This is a genomic window from Brevibacterium sp. W7.2 (assembly GCF_018137945.1).
In the GTDB taxonomy this organism is placed as follows: Bacteria; Actinomycetota; Actinomycetes; order Actinomycetales; family Brevibacteriaceae; genus Brevibacterium; species Brevibacterium sanguinis.
Map to the genome: position 1 here is coordinate 2,834,521 of NZ_CP073089.1, position 16,729 is coordinate 2,851,249.

Consider the following 16,729-nt stretch of genomic DNA (forward strand, 5'->3'; position numbering starts at 1 on the left):
TCGTCATTCGTCATAGTTATCGCAGGGTACCTTGCAGGGCTCACGCGTTGCTCGTGGCCGGGACGATCCGGGTGAGGGTGGCAATCACCCGGTCGATGAGATCGGCTTCGGTCATCGTGGGGTCGCGGTAGAGGTTCGCCAGCAGTCTGACGACGAACTCCATCACAACGTCAACACCCATACCGTACTTGATTCCGAAGTGCATCAGTGCCGGATGGCCGATGATCGCAGCGAATACCCTGCCCAACGTGAAGTAACCGCCCAGGGAATCCCCGATGAGCGCCGGGTATTCGGTGAGCTTGCTGCGCATGATCCGCTCCGGGTAGCGGGCATAGGTCGAGATCACCTCGGCGGCGGTGCGGGCGGATTCGAGGGCGTAGTCGATGCCCTCCCCGTTGAACGGGTTGACCATCCCCCCGGCATCGCCGATGAGGAGGAGACCCTTGTGGAAGTGCGGGGTGCGGTTGAACGCCATCGGCAGGGCCGCGGACTTGATCGGCCCGAGCGCCGTCGTCTCGTCGATCCCCCATTCGCCGCCCATGTCGGCGATCCACCGCCCGATCACCGCCCGCAGGTCGACGGAGCCGAACTGCGGTGAGGTGTCGAGGAGACCGGCGCCGATGTTGATCGTGCCGTCGCCCATCGGGAAGAGCCACCCATAGCCGGGCAGCACCTCGGACTGGCCCTCGGCGTTCGTCGACCGCATCTCGACCCAGCTCTCGATGAAGTCATCGGCATGCCGAGGCGAGGAATGATAGGCGCGCACCGCCACTCCCATCGGCCGGTCGTCGCGCTTCTCCAGACCCATCGCCACGGCCAGGCGGGAGGAGACGCCGTCGGCGGCGACGACGATCGGCGCCCGGAAGTGGGCGTCGGGTCCGACCCGCCGACCGCGATGATCGGTTCCGGCGGCATGGACTCCGCGGATCCATCCGTCCTCGCCGATGTCCGGGCTCAGGGCCTTGACCTGCTCGAACAGGCGGGCACCCGAGCGCTGGGCATGCCGAGCGAAGGCCTCGTCCATGCTCATCCGCGGGCGGGTCAGCCCGTAGTTCGGCGTGCCGTCGATGTCGGGCCAGGCGATCTCGAGCCGGTGGCCTCCGCCGATGAGGCGCAGTCCCCGGTTGCGGTGCCAGCCTTCGTCCTCCGGAGTCTGCAGGCCGAGGAAGCCGACCTCTTTGACCGCCCGCGGGGTGAGCGCGTCACCGCAGATCTTGTCCCGCGGGAACCCCGACTTCTCGAGGATGACGACATCGTGCCCGGCCTGGGCGAGATACGTGCCGAGAGCCGACCCCGCAGGTCCCGCCCCGACGACGATGACGTCGGCGTCGAACTCGTTCACGGCTTGAGCGCGTGGTGGACGGCGACGATGCCGCCGGAGAGGTTGCGGTACTTCACCTGGTCGAATCCGGCGTCGCGAATCTGGACGGCGAACTCGTCCTGGTCGGGCCACGCGCGGATCGACTCAGCGAGGTAGACATACGCCTCAGGGTTCGACGACACCGCGGTGGCCACGGGCGGCAGCGCCCGCATGAGGTACTCCTTGTAGACGCGGGCGAACGGCGAGAACGTCGGAGTGGAGAATTCGCAGACGATGAGCCGGCCGCCGGGCCGGAGCACGCGCAGCATCTCGGCCAGCGCCCGATCGACGTCATGGACGTTGCGGATGCCGAAGGAGATCGTCACGACGTCGAAGCTCTCATCCTCGAACGGCAGATCGAGGGCATCGGCATAGACGAAGTCGATCTTCGGGTGCCGGCGCCGACCTTCGGCGAGCATGCCCTCGGAGATGTCCCCGGCGACCACCTCGGCGCCGTGATGGGTGAACGACATCGACGAGGTGCCGGTGCCGGCGGCGAGATCGAGGACCCGCTCCCCCGGCCCTGCGGCCACGGCGTAGGAGACGCTGCGCCGCCACGCACGTGCCTGCCCGAGCGAGAGGACGTCGTTGGTGATGTCGTAACGGGAGGCGACGTCGTCGAACATCGAGGCGACGTCAGCGGGCTGCTTGTCCAGCTGGGCACGGTTCATGGCCTCATTCTCTCAACACGAGGTGCCCGCGGGCGAATCAGTCGCTGTGCACCTGCACACACCCGGCGCCGAGCCGCGCACCCGGGCCCGACCCTGTGCCGCGATCGGCGAGCAGGCTCGGATACAGTGGCCATGCCATGACTACGACGCTCTCCGCCTCCGACATCGCCACCGCGACCCCGCGTCTGCAGGTCCGCTCCCGCTTCGTCGACGACGTCGACCCCGGGCCCGGCTTCCCCTTCGGATCCGACCTGCCCACGACCGTCGAGCAGACGCTGGCACTGCTGCCCACCTCGGCGTTCTCCTGCTGGGTCCGAGACACCTCCGGACTCATCGGCTTCGGCCGCACCCTGCGCATCCGGGCGCGGGGACGCGACCGGTTCCGGCAGCTCTCGGACGCGTGGAAGGCGATCACCGCGGCCGCGGTGATCGAGGACGAGGTCGACCTCCTCGGGTCGGGACTGATGTGCTTCGCGACGGTGACGTACTCGCAGGACTCCGCCGTCGACTCCCTCATCCACATCCCCGAATTCGTCATCGGGCGCCGAGGCGGTCGCGTGTGGATGACGACGATCGCGACCGAGGACGCGACCCCGGCACCCCCGGTTCTGCGCGAACAGCCGCTGCGACCGGTCACCTCGGCGCACGCCTCCCCCGGCGACCTCGACGAGGACACGTGGGCACGTCTCGTCGCCACCGTCTCGGCCATGCTCACCCCCGTCGACGGGGCGGCCGAAGTCGATGCCGACTCCGATGACCCGACCCTGCGCAAGGTCGTCCTCGCCCGCGACGAGGTCGTCACCACCGACGAGGAGATCGACGTGCGCTCCGTGCTCGGTGCGCTCAACCGCAGCTACCCGAGCTGCTGGACGTTCGACGTCGCCGGGCTCATCGGCGCGACCCCGGAGCTGCTCATCGGCGTCGACCACGGCCGCGTGACCTCCCGGGTGCTCGCCGGCACGTACCGAGTCGAGAACGACCCGACGACGGAGATGGCCGCGGCCCGCCAGGTGCTCAGTGCGCACAAGGACAGCACCGAGCACGCCTTCGCGATCGCCTCCCTGCAGCGCAGCCTGGGATCCGTCGCCGACGAGGTCTCCGTCGACGAACGCCCCCACCTGCTGCCCCTGGCCAACGTCATCCACTCCGCCTCCGATGCCACCGGGCAGCTGCCGGCGGACTCCGGGCTCAACGCCCTCGACGTCGCTGCCGCCGTCCACCCGACCGCCGCCGTCGGCGGATACCCGCAGGCCAGCGCCGTCGCACGCGTCGACGAACTCGAACCCCTCGACCGCGGCCGCTACTCCGGTCCGGTGGGCTGGATGGACGATCGCGGCAACGGGCAGTTCGGCATCGCGCTGCGCTGCGGACAGCTCGAGGACCGCAACCGGATCCGTCTCTTCGCCGGGGCCGGGATCATGCCCGATTCCGATCCCGCCACCGAGGTGGCCGAGACGGAGGCGAAGTTCGCCCCGATGCGGAGGGCGCTCGGGTTGGAGTAGGGGGTCGGTTCTGATCTCATGTCAGTTCTGAGCTCGTGTCAGGACCGGTCTGTAGCGTTGTCGTATGGACGCGAAGGATGGCACAGCTGTTCCGGAGGACGGTGAACCCGAACTCTCCTTCGCCGCGCCGAAGTTCGCCGGTGAGGTCGAAGGCTTCGCCGCCATGCTCCTCGATCTGGCCGCCTCGGCCAATGCCTGCGAGGCTCAGGACCGCATCCGTCTTCTCGAGCGTCTCACCGCGACGATCGCCGCCGTCCAAGCCAGCGAGGCCGTCGCACTGCACGCCCATCGGGTCGCCGAGGACACCGCGAATCAGGTGCCTGCCAGCAAACGCGGCACGTATGCCGGGCACGAAGTCGCCTATGCGAAGAACACGGCACCGGCCTCAGGACGGAGATTCCTTTCGACCGCCCATGCGCTCGTCGACGATCTCCCGCATACCTTCGCCGCCCTCGCTCGCGGGGACATCCCGCAGAGTCGCGCCCGAACCGTCGCCGAGCGCACCGCCGGACTCACCCACGAGCAGCGGATCCGCATCGATGACGAGCTCAAGGACCGCCTCACCCACGCCGGAAACAGACGCCTGAGCCGTGAGGTGCGGGCACTCGCGTATGAGGCCCGCGTCGACGACGATCCCGCCTACGAATGGGAGAGCTCCAACGTCGCCGTGGCAGACCGGCACGTATCCTTCGCCGACCTCGAGGACGGCATGGCCCGCATCAGCGCCCTGTTGCCCATGGTCGAAGGCATCGCCGTCGTCGACCACCTCCGCCAGTCCGCACTGAGTCGAATCGCCGACGGCGAGGCCGAGGGCCGCAATGAGAAGCAGCTCATGGCCGACCTCTTCGTCGAACGGCTGACCGGGCAGGGCGCAGCCGGCGACGTGCCGGTCGAGGTCGCCGTGGTCATGGAGGCCGAAAGCCTCTTCTCCGACGGGCGAGTGCCCGCCTGGCTCCCGGGCTATGGTCCCCTGCCGGCGAAGACGGCGCGGGAGTTCCTCGCGGCATCCGACGCGCAGACCTTCCTCCGGCGGGTCTTCACCTCCCCGACGACCGGGCAGCTGGTCGGCATGGACTCGAAGTCGCGGAAGTTCACCGGTCAGCTGCGGAAGATGGTGATCTTCCGCGACGACGTGTGCCGGTCCCCGGGATGCGACGCTCCGATCAAGCACGTCGACCATGCGCAGTCAGTGGCCAACGGGGGCACCACGGAGTGGGAGAACGCGTCCGGACTGTGTGCGGCCTGCAATTACGCGAAGGAGAAGGCCGGCTGGAAGCACGAGGCCACTCCGGACACGCTCATCGTCACCACCCCGACCGGGGAGAGCTACCGGACGGACACACCACCGCTCGTGACGAAGCTGCGCGCCCGGGGCCGGAGCACGCCAAGCAATCGAGACGGCCCACCGAGGCGGCCCGGAGGTGAGGTCCCGACCGTCGAAGTTGTTCCCATCAGGCCGGACAGTGTCGAGGCCAAGGCGCCGAGCACAGTCGAATCACCGAGCACCGTCGAGTCGGTCTATCGCGAGTTGATATTGCGGGACACTGGGTGAGGTCTCGGCGACGCTTGACGAGCTCTGTGCGACGCCGGACAAGTTCTCGGCGACGCTTGACGAGCTCTGTGTGACGCCGGGCAAGTTCTCGGCGATGCCGGGTCAGCCGTGCATGGTGGCCACCGTCGCTGCCGTGCGGGGTGAACACGACAACTCTGCCCGGTGCGTCAGGCGTCGTGATCGGTCGGCGGTGAGGTGAGATCGACTTCGATGATCGTCCGGCGGGTGCCGGGCCCGCCGGCGGACTGCGAGCAGGCCTGGACGTCGGCGAAGACGGCGGAGAAGTCCTCGAGCGTGGACACCTGCTCATGGTCCCATCCGTACGCGGCGGCGAGGTCGGCGAAGCGTCTGCCGTGGGGCACCGTGAAGTAGCGCTCGAGGCGGTCGATGATGTGGTCCTGCGAGTGTTCGAGTCCTGAGAAGATCGCACCGCCGTCGTCGTTGAGGACGACGATGACGACGTCGCCGGCCTGCTCGTGCGCCGGGGTGAGCAGCCCGCCGACGTCATGGAGCAGCGCGATATCGCCGATGAGGAGGACGACCCGCTCCTCCAGTCCGAGAGACAGCCCTGTCGCCGTGGAGACGAGCCCGTCGATGCCCGCCAAACCCCGCGACGCATGGATGCGGGCGGGGAGATCGGTGGCGTCGCTGAGGTAGCGCACCGAGTTCGAACTCGCGACGAAAAGGGTGATGTCCTCGGCTGCGAGGTGCTCGGTGATCGCCCGAGCGGTCGACTGGGGACTCGCCTGCGGGGTCGACGGAGGGTTCGTCTGCGCGGCCGACGGGCTTTCCGCAGCGGAGGAGACGAAGGCCTCTCCCGCCTCGATCCAGTCGCGCAGCCAGGCCGTCTCGTCAGCTCGCTTGTCGTCGGCTCTTTTGTCGTCGGCTCCCGTGTTATCGGCTCTTTTGTCGTCAGACACAGTCAGCACGGTCGCATCGATGTCATCGGGAACGCGCTGCACCGACACGGAGTTGTCGGCGAGCAATGCGGCCACGGGCCTCGTCAGGGTCGGCTTGCCGTGGACGATGACCGTCCGGATCGCATCTCTCAGGTCCGTCCGTTCGCTGAGCACCCGAGCGTGTGCCGGGACGAAGGTCGCGACACCCGCCATGGGCCGTGTCAGCGGACTCGACGGTTCGGCGAGCACCGGTAGATGGCGATCGGCAGCGAGCGCTCGCAGCAGGTCGGCAGAGTGGCCGCCGGCATCGCCGGCGACGATGACGGTTCCCTCGGTGACAGTCACCTCGAACGAGGGAGCCTCAGTTTGCGCAGCTGCCGTCGTCCCTGCAGCATCTGTCCCGGCACCATCCCATCCCGCGATCTCATCGGTCCACGCCCGCAGTTCGTCGGACGTCGGGACCAGCGGGGTGTCGAACTGGACGTTGACCTGGACCGGTCCGGCCGCCTCGGTGCCGGTCCCACCGACCGGACCCACCGCGGTGCGCACCGCTCCGGTCACCATCCGGCCGACAACGTCCGTGTCCTCGCCGGCGGGGACATCGATACGGGCACGGACATCGCTGAGCACCTGCGCCTGGTCATCGATGGTCTGGTTGGCGCCGGTCCCTCGGAGCCTGGCGGGACGGTCCGCGGTCAGGGCGATGAGCGGCAGGTGCCCGTACGCGGCCTCGAGGACAGCGGGATGGAGGTTGGCCACTGCCGAGCCGGACGTCGTCACGAGCGCCACGGCAGACGCGACTTCTCCGGTCTGCGCACCCCTCACCCGCAGACCCCGCGCAAGACCGAGCGCGAGGAACCCGGCGTCGCGCTCATCGAGGCGGACGTGCGTGCGGATGACCCCCGCCTCGGCGAGGGGGGCGAGCGCGTAGACGAGCGGTGCGGACCGGGACCCGGGGGCGAGGACGACCTCCCTGACTCCGGCTGCGACCAGACTGCGGGCGATCTGCTGCGCCACTGCGCTCGAATTCGACATCACCCGATATTCAACCACTTACCCACCTGCGGTTCACGTTGACCCTCTAGGCTCGCTCCATGCGCCGATCGATCCTCTTAGCGGTTGGAGCACGCGCCGTCCGATCGCTCACGGCCGCCCGCTCATACCGCGGCCGCTTCCCCGTCCGCGACCAGAACAGTGCCTTCCTCGGCCCCGAGCCCCGGGGCAAGGACGCCCGCAGGTGGCACATCCGCGACAAACGCAAACTCTCACCGAGGCTGCGCGAATTCTTCCTCTACTCCCCCGCCCTCGGCCGCACCGTCGGAGTCCGCGTCCTCCTGCCGGGCATCCCCGCCGAGGTCAGTCCCGTCATCCACCTCTTCCACGGCGGCGGTGACGACTTCCGCTCGTGGACGGACTTCGGTGCCGCCGAGGAGCTCACCGCCGACACCCCCTACCTCGTCGTCATGCCCGACGGCGGCGCCGGCACCTATTCGCGGGTCGCCGTCGGCAGCGAGGTCCACGACTGGCCGACGTTCCACACCACCGAGATCCCCGAGTTCCTCGCCAAGACCTATTCGATCGACGCCGACCGGGAGTCCCAGCTGCTCGCCGGCCTGTCGATGGGCGGGTACGGGGCGATGAAGTACGCGGCCTGGCATCCCGACCGCTACGGCGCGGCCGCGGCGTTCTCCTCCCCGCTCGACCCGCTCACCGCGGTGCCGGCCTTCGACATCATCGCGATGCGCGAGGGCGCCCGGTCGATGTCGGTCTTCGGCGATCGCGACGCCGATCGCAGCGAATGGATCGCGAACTCGCCCTACGGGCTGGCTGAGAACCTCCGCGACATCGACCTGTGGTTCAGCGCCGGATCCGGCAGTCTCGAGGAGACGAAGGACCGGGACCTCCTCGAGACGCTCGTCAACCAGCAGGGCGAGCGCTTCTCCGCCCGCCTCAACGCCCTGGGCATCCGGCATTCGTGGTTCCCCCGCAGCACCGGTCTGCACAATTGGACGAGCTGGCAGCGCGAACTCGGGGCATGGCTGACGACCCTCGACCGGCACCGGAACTATGAGAGCTCGCAGACCTCCCGGCGCCGCGGGAACGAGAGCTCGCGCGTCGCCGACGGAGGCGAGTTCTCCTACCTCACCGGCCACGCCCTCTTCGACATCCACGGCTGGCGGGTCGAGATCTCCCGGCGCCGCGCACAGATCGTGCGCTTCGGCTCGGTGTCGGCCGCCGGCTTCTCCCTCACCGGGACCGGCAGCTTCCGCGTGCGCACCCCCGACCTCTTCCAACCGGGACGCAAGTACGACATCACCGTGACGGGCCCGACCGGGATCAACGAGTATCCGCAGCGGGCGGACAAGAAGGGGCGGCTGACGTTCACCGGTCGCCTCGCCGCGGCGATGCACGACCCGATCATCCCGGGCAAGCGCACGCAGCACTTCGCCACCCACGGGCAGGAAGAGATCACGACGGTCCGGATCGCCTCGGCGCCGGAACCGGAGACGGAGGTGACCAGCGCAGACACCGCCCGTCCTGACTCAGCCGACCACCAGGCCCGGTTGGCCGATGTGTCCGACCCGAAGACGGATGTGCCTGATCCGGCACAATCGCGCGGGAATGCGCGCTGAGGCCTCGACTACGATTGAACTCAACCGCACCACCCAGCGGTTTCCCAGCTACTACCCCCTCCAGCCGACCGTGCTGGCCGAACTTTGACTCGAAAGGTCGACCAATGAAACGCGCACTGCCCGTCATCGCACTCGCCGCCGGACTCGCCCTGACCGGCTGCACCAGCGGCGGTTCGTCCGACTCCGACGACTCCGGCTCCGGCTCGCAGCCGGCCGCTGAGGAGACCCAGCAGTCCACCCAGCTCGACGAGGCTGCTCTGAAGAACATCATCGACACCACCCAGTTCGACGGCAAGACCTTCAAGACGGTCGACACCGGCGCGATCTCGAGCGGAGAGGCCGCGAAGGCCCTCGAACAGGCCGAGTTCGAACCCGCCGAATGCAAGGACCTTGCGATGGCCGGACTCAACGCCGCACAGGCGACCGACGGCACGACCGTCGCAGGTATTGCGTCCGATAACTCGATGTCAATCGGCCTCTCGAGCTTCCCCGACGAAGCGGCCACTTCCGACCAGTTCTCGACCTCGAGCAAGATGGCCGAGACGTGCGGCGATGTGACGATGACGATGTCGGGCATGGAGATGAACATGAAGTCCGAGACTTTCGACGCCACCGTCCCGGGTGCCGACGAAGCCGTGGGCACGACGACGTCGATGGAGGCCGGCGGCCAGTCGGCGATGTCGACTCAGACCGTCGTCGCCCGCGTCGGCAACACCGTCGTCACCGCAGCGAACATGTCCCCCAACGGCGACGAGCAGGACGCCGTCAAGGTCGCCGAGGAAGCCGTCAAGGCCGTCCAGGCCGCCGGCTGACGAGCCTCAGCCGTTGAGGCTGACCGAGCGCAGGACGTCCCAGCACTCCTGAGCTCGGGCCGCCCACCACGCCGATCGCCCCGGATCCGCAGCCAACGCCTTCAGGCGCTGCGGATCCGGGGCGATCCGCGTCACCGGGATCCGCCCGTCGACCGGCACCAGCCCATCGGCGACGACATCGGCAGCGAAGAGACGCGCCGTGCCCAGCCCGCAGGCAGGATGCTCACCGAGGATGTCCCGGCTGCTCGGCGTGCGCGGCAGCCGCGCGGCGAGTTCGGCCCCGGCGGCCAGTCCGACCGAGGACTCGAGCGCCGAGGACACGACGGCCGGCAGTCCGGACCGCTGAACGATCTCCGCGGCAGCGGCGACCCCGCCGAGCGGCTGGACCTTGACGATGACGACCTCGGCCGCCCCGAGGGCCGCGACCCGCAGCGGGTCCTCGGCCTTGCGGATCGACTCGTCGGCCGCCAACCGCACCGGCAGGTCCCGGGCGGCGAGCCGCTCGCGCAGCCGGGCGAGGTCCTCGACCCCGGGAACGGGCTGTTCGAAGTACTGGAGATCGAACTCCGCGAACGCCTCGCTCGCCTCGACCGCCTCGGCGAGGGTGTACTTCGCATTCGCATCGAGCCGGAGGACGACGTCGGGGAAGAGCCGTCGCAGCTCGCGCAGCCGGGCGAGGTCCTCCGGCAGCGAGGCGAGACCGTGCTCGGCGACCTTCGCCTTGACCGTGCTCACGGCCCCATAGCGGGCGAGGATCGGCTCGACTTCATCGACGCCGGCCGCCGGGAGGGTGGCATTGACCTCGACGAACGCGGGCTCATCGGCACGGTTTTCGGGAACATCGCCGGGGGCACCGTGTATCGGCTCCCGTCCCGGCACCGGGAGCCCGGCGAACTCGAGGGCCGCCTGCAGCCAGCGGGAGGATTCGCGGGCATCATATTCGACGAACGGGGAGAACTCCGCCCACCCCAGAGGCCCCTCGAAGAGGAGGATCTCGCGTTCGGTGATGCCCCGGAAGCGCGTGACCATCGGCAGCCGCAGGACATGGACGCGGGGCACGAGGTCGGCGAAGGAGGCGGGAAGGGCGGTCATGCGCCCAGCCTATCCGGGAGTCCACCTCGGCGGTGTGAGCCGTCCCCGCCCCCGTCCGAGCGATGCCTGCCGCCGCGTTAGGCTTGAGGTCATGACCGTCTCTGACATCTTCGATCCCACCCGGTGGCGCGAGGTCTCCGGCTTCGACTTCACCGACATCACCTACCACCGGGCGATCGACGCGGACGGCCAGGACATCGGCGCCGTCCGCATCGCCTTCGACCGGCCCGAGGTGCGCAACGCCTTCCGCCCCCACACCGTCGACGAGCTCTACCGGGCCCTCGACCACGCCCGCCAGACCCCGGACGTCGGCGCCGTCCTCCTCACCGGCAACGGCCCGAGTCAGAAGGACGGCGGCTGGGCGTTCTGCTCCGGCGGCGACCAGCGCATCCGCGGCCGCTCCGGCTACCAGTACGCCGAGGGCGAGACCCGCGAGACCGTCGACCCGGCCCGTGCCGGACGCCTCCACATCCTCGAGGTCCAGCGCCTCATCCGCACGATGCCCAAGGTCGTCATCGCCGTCGTCCCCGGGTGGGCCGCCGGCGGCGGGCACAGCCTCCACGTCGTGTGCGATATGACGATCGCCTCACGCGAGCATGCGAAGTTCAAGCAGACCGACGCCGACGTCGGATCCTACGACGCCGGCTACGGCTCGGCCTACCTCGCGAAGATGGTCGGGCAGAAGAAGGCGCGCGAGATCTTCTTCCTCGGCCGCACCTACTCGGCCCAGGAGATGGCCGACATGGGTGCGGTCAACGAGGTCGTCGACCACGCCGACCTCGAGACCGCGGCACTGGACATGGCGAACGAGATCCTCGGCAAGTCCCCGAACGCGCAGCGGATGCTCAAGTTCGCCTTCAACCTCGTCGACGACGGCCTCATGGGCCAGCAGGTCTTCGCCGGTGAGGCCACGCGACTGGGCTACATGACCGACGAAGCCGTCGAAGGCCGGGACGCCTTCCTCGAGAAGCGCGACCCCGACTGGTCGTCCTACCCCTGGTACTACTGAACTGCTGCCCATGACCCCGCTCGACCTTCCGGACGCGATCGACCGGGCCCTGGCCGGGGAGTCGATCCTCATCCTCCCGCAGACCCGAACCGGTGCCGTCACCGAGGTGGCCCCCGACCGTTGGGCCGGCCCCGGTGACGCCCCCGCGCTCATCCTCTTCACCTCGGGGTCGACGGGGGCGGCGAAGGCCGTCGCACTCTCCGCTCACGCCCTCACCGCCTCGGCGCGGGCCACCGAACGATTCCTCTCCGGACCCGGCCGCTGGCACCTCACGCTGCCGGTCAACCACATCGCCGGCTTCCAGGTCGAACTCCGCGCCCGGCTGGCCGGGGAGGATCCGGTGCGCGCGGCTGCGGGCCCGTTCACCGCACAAGGCTTCGCCGCGGAGGTCGCCGAGCTCGTCGCCCGCGGCGACGACCGCCCCCGCTACACCTCCCTCGTGCCCACGCAGCTGCACCGGGTCCTCGCCGACCCCGCGGCCGCCTCGGCGGCGGCGACGTTCACGGCCATCCTCCTCGGCGGCTCCGCGATCTCGCCTGCTCTCCTTGACGCGGCAGCGGCCGCGGACCTGCGGATCGTGCGGACGTACGGGATGTCGGAGACCGCGGGCGGCTGCGTCTACGACGGCGTCGCCTTCGACGGGGTCACCGTGACGATCACCGAGGCCGGCACGATCGACCTCACCGGACCCGTCGTCGCCGACGCCTACGTCGACGTCACAGCGGACGGGACCATCGTCCCCCGCGACTCCCCCGCCCTGACCGGCCCGGCGGGCAGGCGGACGATCCACACGAGTGATCTCGGGCACCTCGACGACGGTGTCCTCAGCGTCCTCGGCCGGGTCGACGACGTCATCGTCTCCGGTGGGGAGAACGTCTCCCCGCACGCGCTCGAGACGGCACTGCTGCCGGTGTGGCAGCCCCACGGTGTCGCCGAGGTGCTCGTCACCGCGGTCGCGGACGCAGAGTGGGGGCGGCGCATCGTCGCCCTCGTCCGCCTCGACGACGACACCGCCGGTGCCGGGCAGCTGCGCGGCCTGTCCCCGACCGAACGCGGCCGGCAGCTGCGCGCCCTGGCGCCCGCCGAGGCGGGGACGATGCTTCCCCGCGAGGTCATCGTCGTCGACGAGATCCCGGCCCGCTCGATCGGCAAACCCGACCGCAGGAGGGCCGCCGAGGTGGCCGAAAGCCTGCTTGCCCGACCCCATAGTTGAATTTCGCATCAAATGATCTCTCGGTAATATGAGACGGTTCACCGAATCGCTAGGAAGGCACTCGACCCCTATGGCAACTGCCGCGCAATGGATCTCCGGAGCGCGACTGCGGACGCTGCCGCTCGCCGTCGCCCCCGTGCTCATCGGCACCGGAGCGGCGATCGGCTCGGTCGGGGGCTTCACCTCGTTCATCATCGGCGACTACTCGACGAGCGGCCCCGACGTGTCGCTGTCCTCGATCCTCTTCAAGGGCCTCCTCGCCCTCATCGTCTCGCTCTGCCTGCAGATCGGCTCGAACTTCGCCAACGACTACTCAGACGGGATCCGCGGCACCGACGATGTGCGCGTCGGTCCCGTGCGGCTGACCGCGACCGGGCTGGCGGAGCCGGCGACGGTCAAGCGGGCCGCGTTCCTCTGCTTCGGCATCGCCGGGCTCGTCGGCATCGCCCTCGTGCTGATCTCCCAGGCCTGGTGGTTCCTCATCGTCGGCGCCGCCGCGGTAGCCGCGGCGTGGTTCTACACCGGCGGGAAGCGCCCGTACGGGTACATGGGCCTCGGCGAGGTGTTCGTCTTCATCTTCTTCGGGCTCGTCGCCACGCTCGGGACGATGTGGATGCAGGTGGGGACGCTGAGCCTGAGCGGATGGGCCGGCGCCGTGTCGATGGGGCTGCTCGCCTCGGCGGTGCTCATGGTCAACAACCTCCGTGACATCCCCACCGACACCGAGGCGGGCAAGATCACCCTGGCCGTGCGCCTCGGCGACCAGCGGGCACGCGTCGCCTACGCCGTGCTCGTCCTCGCCCCGTTCGCGCTGCTGGCGCTCGCGATCCTCGACGGACATCCGGCAGCGGCACTGGCGATCCTCGCGCTCGTGCCCGCGCTCTCACCGCTGAAGACGGTGCTGGGAGGGACGACGGGTGCCGGTCTCATTCCGACGATCAAGTCGACGGGACTGACGGCCCTGTGCTTCGCCGCGCTCATGGCGCTCGGGTTGGCGCTGTAGATCGGGGCGTGCCCCCAAACGCAGTCGGCCGGTGTCCCCGCGGGGACACCGGCCGACTGCGTTGGATGAGGATCAGCGCCGTTTGGCGTCGGGAGCCTCGGCATCGGTCGTGCGGTCGGGGGTCGGCGCTTTGGTTGAGCCTGCGGCGGTCTGGGTGTCAGTGGTATTCCCCGACTCTGCGGGACGCTGGGTCTCGGCGGGGTTCTGGGTCTCGGCCTTCGCCTCGGCGGCCTCAGCCGAGGAGTCAGCTGCGGACTTCTTTGCCGAGTTCGGCTTCGTCACCGATTCAGCCGTCTCGGCATCCTGGGCGGAGACGGCGTCCTGGGCGGAGACGTTCTCGTCGACGAGGGTGTCCTCGAACGACTCGTCCTGGCCCTTGCGCTTCTTCGTCTTCGCGCGCTTAGCCAGCCGGTTCTCGATGTCGCCTGCGACCTTCGCCCGCATTCCGCCGAGCACAAGGTAGCTGATGAGCGCGCCGATGAAGATCGCCGCGACGGCCATGACGAGTGTGAACCCGAGGAAGGGTTGGAGAACGAGCCCGACGGCGACGATGATTCCCAGCCGGGCGAGGGTGTAGATCCAGAAGCTGCGCATTGCACCTATTCTAGTCGGGTCTGTCTGCATGGATTCTCAGAACTCGGGCCGGCATCGGCGACGAGGACGAGGCCCGACGAAATGGCAACACTGCCTGTCGAAACCCGTCGCCCTGCGACTGAGCTGGTCTTCAGGTTAGTCGACTATCCTTGATGCATGGCTCGAGTACTCATTGCCGGGATAGTCCTAGCGGCAGCGATCACACTGTACGGACTCTTCGACTGTCTGCTGCGCGATCGGAGTCTCGTCCGAGTCCTGCCCAAGCCTGTCTGGGCGCTCATCATCCTCCTCATTCCGATCATCGGCTTCGTCCTCTGGTACATCTTCGGACGCGGTTCCGAGGCCAAGCCCGACCCGTCACCGAGGCGCAGCGGCCCGACCGCTCCCGACGACGATGAGGACTACCTCCGCCAGGTCGACCGCGAGGTCAAGCTCGGCAAGCATCGTCCCCGGGACGACGAACCCACGGACTCCGAGACCCCTCCCCCGGGTGACACCCTCGATCCCGAGGACCGCCCCGATGACCAGGAGTCCGGCGACGAGCACGGCTCGGAAGGCAGCAAGGGCGAGGGCCGCGGCCACTCGAACTGAGCACTGACGGCCTGCTCGAGAAGACGGCTGGCTCAGCCCGAACCGGTCGCAGGTCCGTGACCCGACGTAGAGTCCTTAGGCTTCCCGCGTACAACACCGCTGACGATCCTGCGGGCGAACCGAGTCTGACGGCGTGAGCAAATCACTGCGCAGATCCTCCGTTGCCGTGAGCAGGCACGCATCAGCGCGCCGTTGTTCTCCGCGCAGTCCGGTCGTTCCGGATACAGCTTCGCATCCACCCGCTTCGGTCAGAGGCTCAGTCGCAGCATGGTCTCGTGTGCGGTTCCGGTTTCGAGCGCCAGCGGCCGCCCGCCTGACCGGTGATGTTCCCCGTCGCGCGCCGACGGGCACAGCGGTCCCCGTCGCGCGGCAGACAGCGAAATGTGGTCACAGAACCGAGGGAGAAGCGCCGGATCGGCACGATCTCCTCGGTTCTGTGACCACATTCGGCACTGCACAGCAGAGGCCAGGCGGAACTGCGAAACATCCGACGCGCTGAAGACCCGGGGACGTCACTGCTCAAGGACCGATGGGCGGGACTGCACAGCAGGGGCCGCGCAACTGAGGTCAGGCGGTCAGGCCGGCGGGCGGCGCCCCACAGCGGACGTCAGGCCGTCGGCCCGATCACCGTCCGCCCACGACCGTCAGCCGAGGCCGGAGTACGAGTGCAGGCCGTTGAAGTAGACGTTGACGACGGTGAAGTTGAAGAACACCGTGGCGATGCCGATGAGGTTGAGCACGGCCACCTTCGTCGGGCCCCACCCGCGGGTCGCCCGCGCGTGGAGGTACGCGGCGTAGACGACCCAGACGACGAACGTCCAGATCTCCTTCGTGTCCCAGCCCCAGTAGCGGCTCCAGGCGACCTCGGCCCAGATGGCGCCGGCGATGAGGGTGAACGTCCACGTGATGAAGCCGACGGCCGCGATCGTGTACGAGAACCGCTCGAGCTCGGTGCTCGAGGGCAGACGGCGCATGAATCGCAGCCACTTCGGGTCCTTCGTCTCGCTCACGGTCTTGAGGATCTGGAAGACCGCGAGGATCGCCGAGATCGACAGCAGCGCCGTCGAGAGGATCGCGATCGGCACATGGATGGCGATCCAGTACGAATCGAGGGCGGGAATGAGCTGGGCGGCCGGAGTGTAGAAGACCGTGATCGCGAGACCCAGGCACAGCAGGACGCCGCCGGAGACGAACGTGCCGAGGTAGCGGATGTCCTTGCGGGTGAGCACGATGAGGTAGACGAGGACGGTGATCGCCGTGGCGGTGAGGACGTACTCCATCATGTTGCCCCACGGCACGCGCATCACCGAGAGGGTGCGGGTGATGACCGAGCCGATGTGGAGGACGACGGCGAGCACGATGAGCGACGTGCCGATGCGCGCCGCGCGGCGCCGTTTGGCATCGGAGGCCGACAGCTCCTCGCCGGTGCCGTTGTCTCCGGCGTGGTCATCAGCGCCGGGACGGTCGAGGAGCGCCGTCGCGGTCTTCCGGTTGGTGCGGCGCACCGTGCTCGACTTCGCGCCGGCCGCCACCGTGTCGGACTTCGACTTCTTCAGCTCCCGCCCCCCGAAGAGATCGAAGGCCGAGAAGATCATCGCGACCGCGTAGACGATCATCGCGGAGACGATGAGCTGATTCGACCACATCGCCAGGTCGGTGTTGACGTCCATGTATCCTCCGCACCGTGAGGGTGCTCAATTCCTTGCGTCAGTGAATCTGCGTGCCCGTCTCAGGCGCACGTCCCCGATTCTACTCCGTGTAGTACCCCAGTTTGAAGCCGCGACGACCATGCAGGCCC

General features: G+C 68.8%; 14 protein-coding genes. 8 read left to right on the forward strand and 6 right to left on the reverse strand.

Annotation, left to right across the window (positions count from 1 at the left end):
• Positions 1-40: 40 nt before the first annotated feature.
• Both J9315_RS12800 and J9315_RS12805 read right to left on the reverse strand, forming a co-directional pair.
• Positions 41-1,342 (reverse strand): geranylgeranyl reductase family protein, encoded by a 1,302-nt coding sequence (locus J9315_RS12800; RefSeq protein ID WP_211978018.1) that lies wholly within the window; start codon positions 1,340-1,342, stop codon positions 41-43.
• Positions 1,339-2,031: a demethylmenaquinone methyltransferase gene (locus J9315_RS12805; RefSeq protein ID WP_198500766.1), complete on the reverse strand. Its 693-nt coding sequence runs from the start codon at positions 2,029-2,031 to the stop codon at positions 1,339-1,341. The genes J9315_RS12800 and J9315_RS12805 overlap by 4 nt, the downstream gene beginning before the upstream one ends.
• 137 nt (positions 2,032-2,168) lie before the next feature.
• On the opposite strand from J9315_RS12805, the gene J9315_RS12810 reads away from it, so the two are divergent.
• Positions 2,169-3,533 carry an isochorismate synthase gene (locus J9315_RS12810; protein ID WP_198500765.1) on the forward strand — a complete coding sequence of 455 codons (1,365 nt, stop codon included), beginning with the start codon at positions 2,169-2,171 and terminating at the stop codon, positions 3,531-3,533.
• Positions 3,534-3,597: 64 nt separating this feature from the next.
• Positions 3,598-5,085, forward strand: a complete 1,488-nt coding sequence (locus J9315_RS12815) for an HNH endonuclease signature motif containing protein (protein WP_211978019.1) — start codon at positions 3,598-3,600, stop codon at positions 5,083-5,085.
• Positions 5,086-5,252: 167 nt separating this feature from the next.
• Here the strand turns inward: J9315_RS12815 and menD are convergent, their stop codons facing one another.
• Positions 5,253-7,019: a 2-succinyl-5-enolpyruvyl-6-hydroxy-3-cyclohexene-1-carboxylic-acid synthase gene (menD, locus tag J9315_RS12820; RefSeq protein ID WP_249120901.1), complete on the reverse strand. Its 1,767-nt coding sequence runs from the start codon at positions 7,017-7,019 to the stop codon at positions 5,253-5,255.
• A gap of 59 nt (positions 7,020-7,078) precedes the next feature.
• Here menD and J9315_RS12825 point away from each other — a divergent pair, with 59 nt between their 5' ends.
• Together J9315_RS12825 and J9315_RS12830 are read left to right on the forward strand one after the other, a co-directional pair.
• Positions 7,079-8,617, forward strand: a complete 1,539-nt coding sequence (locus J9315_RS12825) for an alpha/beta hydrolase family protein (RefSeq protein WP_211978020.1) — start codon at positions 7,079-7,081, stop codon at positions 8,615-8,617.
• A gap of 104 nt (positions 8,618-8,721) precedes the next feature.
• Positions 8,722-9,429, forward strand: coding sequence for a sensor domain-containing protein (locus tag J9315_RS12830; protein ID WP_211978021.1), 708 nt, complete (start codon positions 8,722-8,724; stop codon positions 9,427-9,429).
• Positions 9,430-9,435: 6 nt separating this feature from the next.
• Here the strand turns inward: J9315_RS12830 and J9315_RS12835 are convergent, their stop codons facing one another.
• Positions 9,436-10,521 (reverse strand): o-succinylbenzoate synthase, encoded by a 1,086-nt coding sequence (locus tag J9315_RS12835; RefSeq protein ID WP_198500761.1) that lies wholly within the window; start codon positions 10,519-10,521, stop codon positions 9,436-9,438.
• A 91-nt stretch (positions 10,522-10,612) separates the two neighbouring features.
• On the opposite strand from J9315_RS12835, the gene J9315_RS12840 reads away from it, so the two are divergent.
• The 3 genes from J9315_RS12840 to J9315_RS12850 all read left to right on the forward strand — a co-directional run bounded on the left by J9315_RS12840 (position 10,613) and on the right by J9315_RS12850 (position 13,746).
• Positions 10,613-11,530, forward strand: coding sequence for a 1,4-dihydroxy-2-naphthoyl-CoA synthase (locus J9315_RS12840; RefSeq protein ID WP_198500760.1), 918 nt, complete (start codon positions 10,613-10,615; stop codon positions 11,528-11,530).
• A 10-nt stretch (positions 11,531-11,540) separates the two neighbouring features.
• Positions 11,541-12,743: an AMP-binding protein gene (locus J9315_RS12845; RefSeq protein WP_232623865.1), complete on the forward strand. Its 1,203-nt coding sequence runs from the start codon at positions 11,541-11,543 to the stop codon at positions 12,741-12,743.
• Positions 12,744-12,813: 70 nt separating this feature from the next.
• Entirely contained in the window at positions 12,814-13,746 is a 933-nt protein-coding gene (locus J9315_RS12850; protein ID WP_140955510.1) for a 1,4-dihydroxy-2-naphthoate polyprenyltransferase, read from the forward strand.
• A 72-nt stretch (positions 13,747-13,818) separates the two neighbouring features.
• Here J9315_RS12850 and J9315_RS17480 read toward each other — a convergent pair whose 3' ends face one another.
• Positions 13,819-14,340: a DUF4229 domain-containing protein gene (locus J9315_RS17480; RefSeq protein ID WP_232623864.1), complete on the reverse strand. Its 522-nt coding sequence runs from the start codon at positions 14,338-14,340 to the stop codon at positions 13,819-13,821.
• 156 nt (positions 14,341-14,496) lie between these two features.
• Here J9315_RS17480 and J9315_RS12860 point away from each other — a divergent pair, with 156 nt between their 5' ends.
• Positions 14,497-14,931 (forward strand): PLDc N-terminal domain-containing protein, encoded by a 435-nt coding sequence (locus tag J9315_RS12860; RefSeq protein WP_140955509.1) that lies wholly within the window; start codon positions 14,497-14,499, stop codon positions 14,929-14,931.
• Positions 14,932-15,575: 644 nt separating this feature from the next.
• Here the strand turns inward: J9315_RS12860 and ccsB are convergent.
• The gene (gene ccsB / locus J9315_RS12865) at positions 15,576-16,601 is read right to left on the reverse strand and encodes a c-type cytochrome biogenesis protein CcsB (protein WP_140955508.1); all 1,026 of its coding nucleotides are present in this window, start codon (positions 16,599-16,601) and stop codon (positions 15,576-15,578) included.
• Positions 16,602-16,729 lie beyond the last annotated feature (128 nt).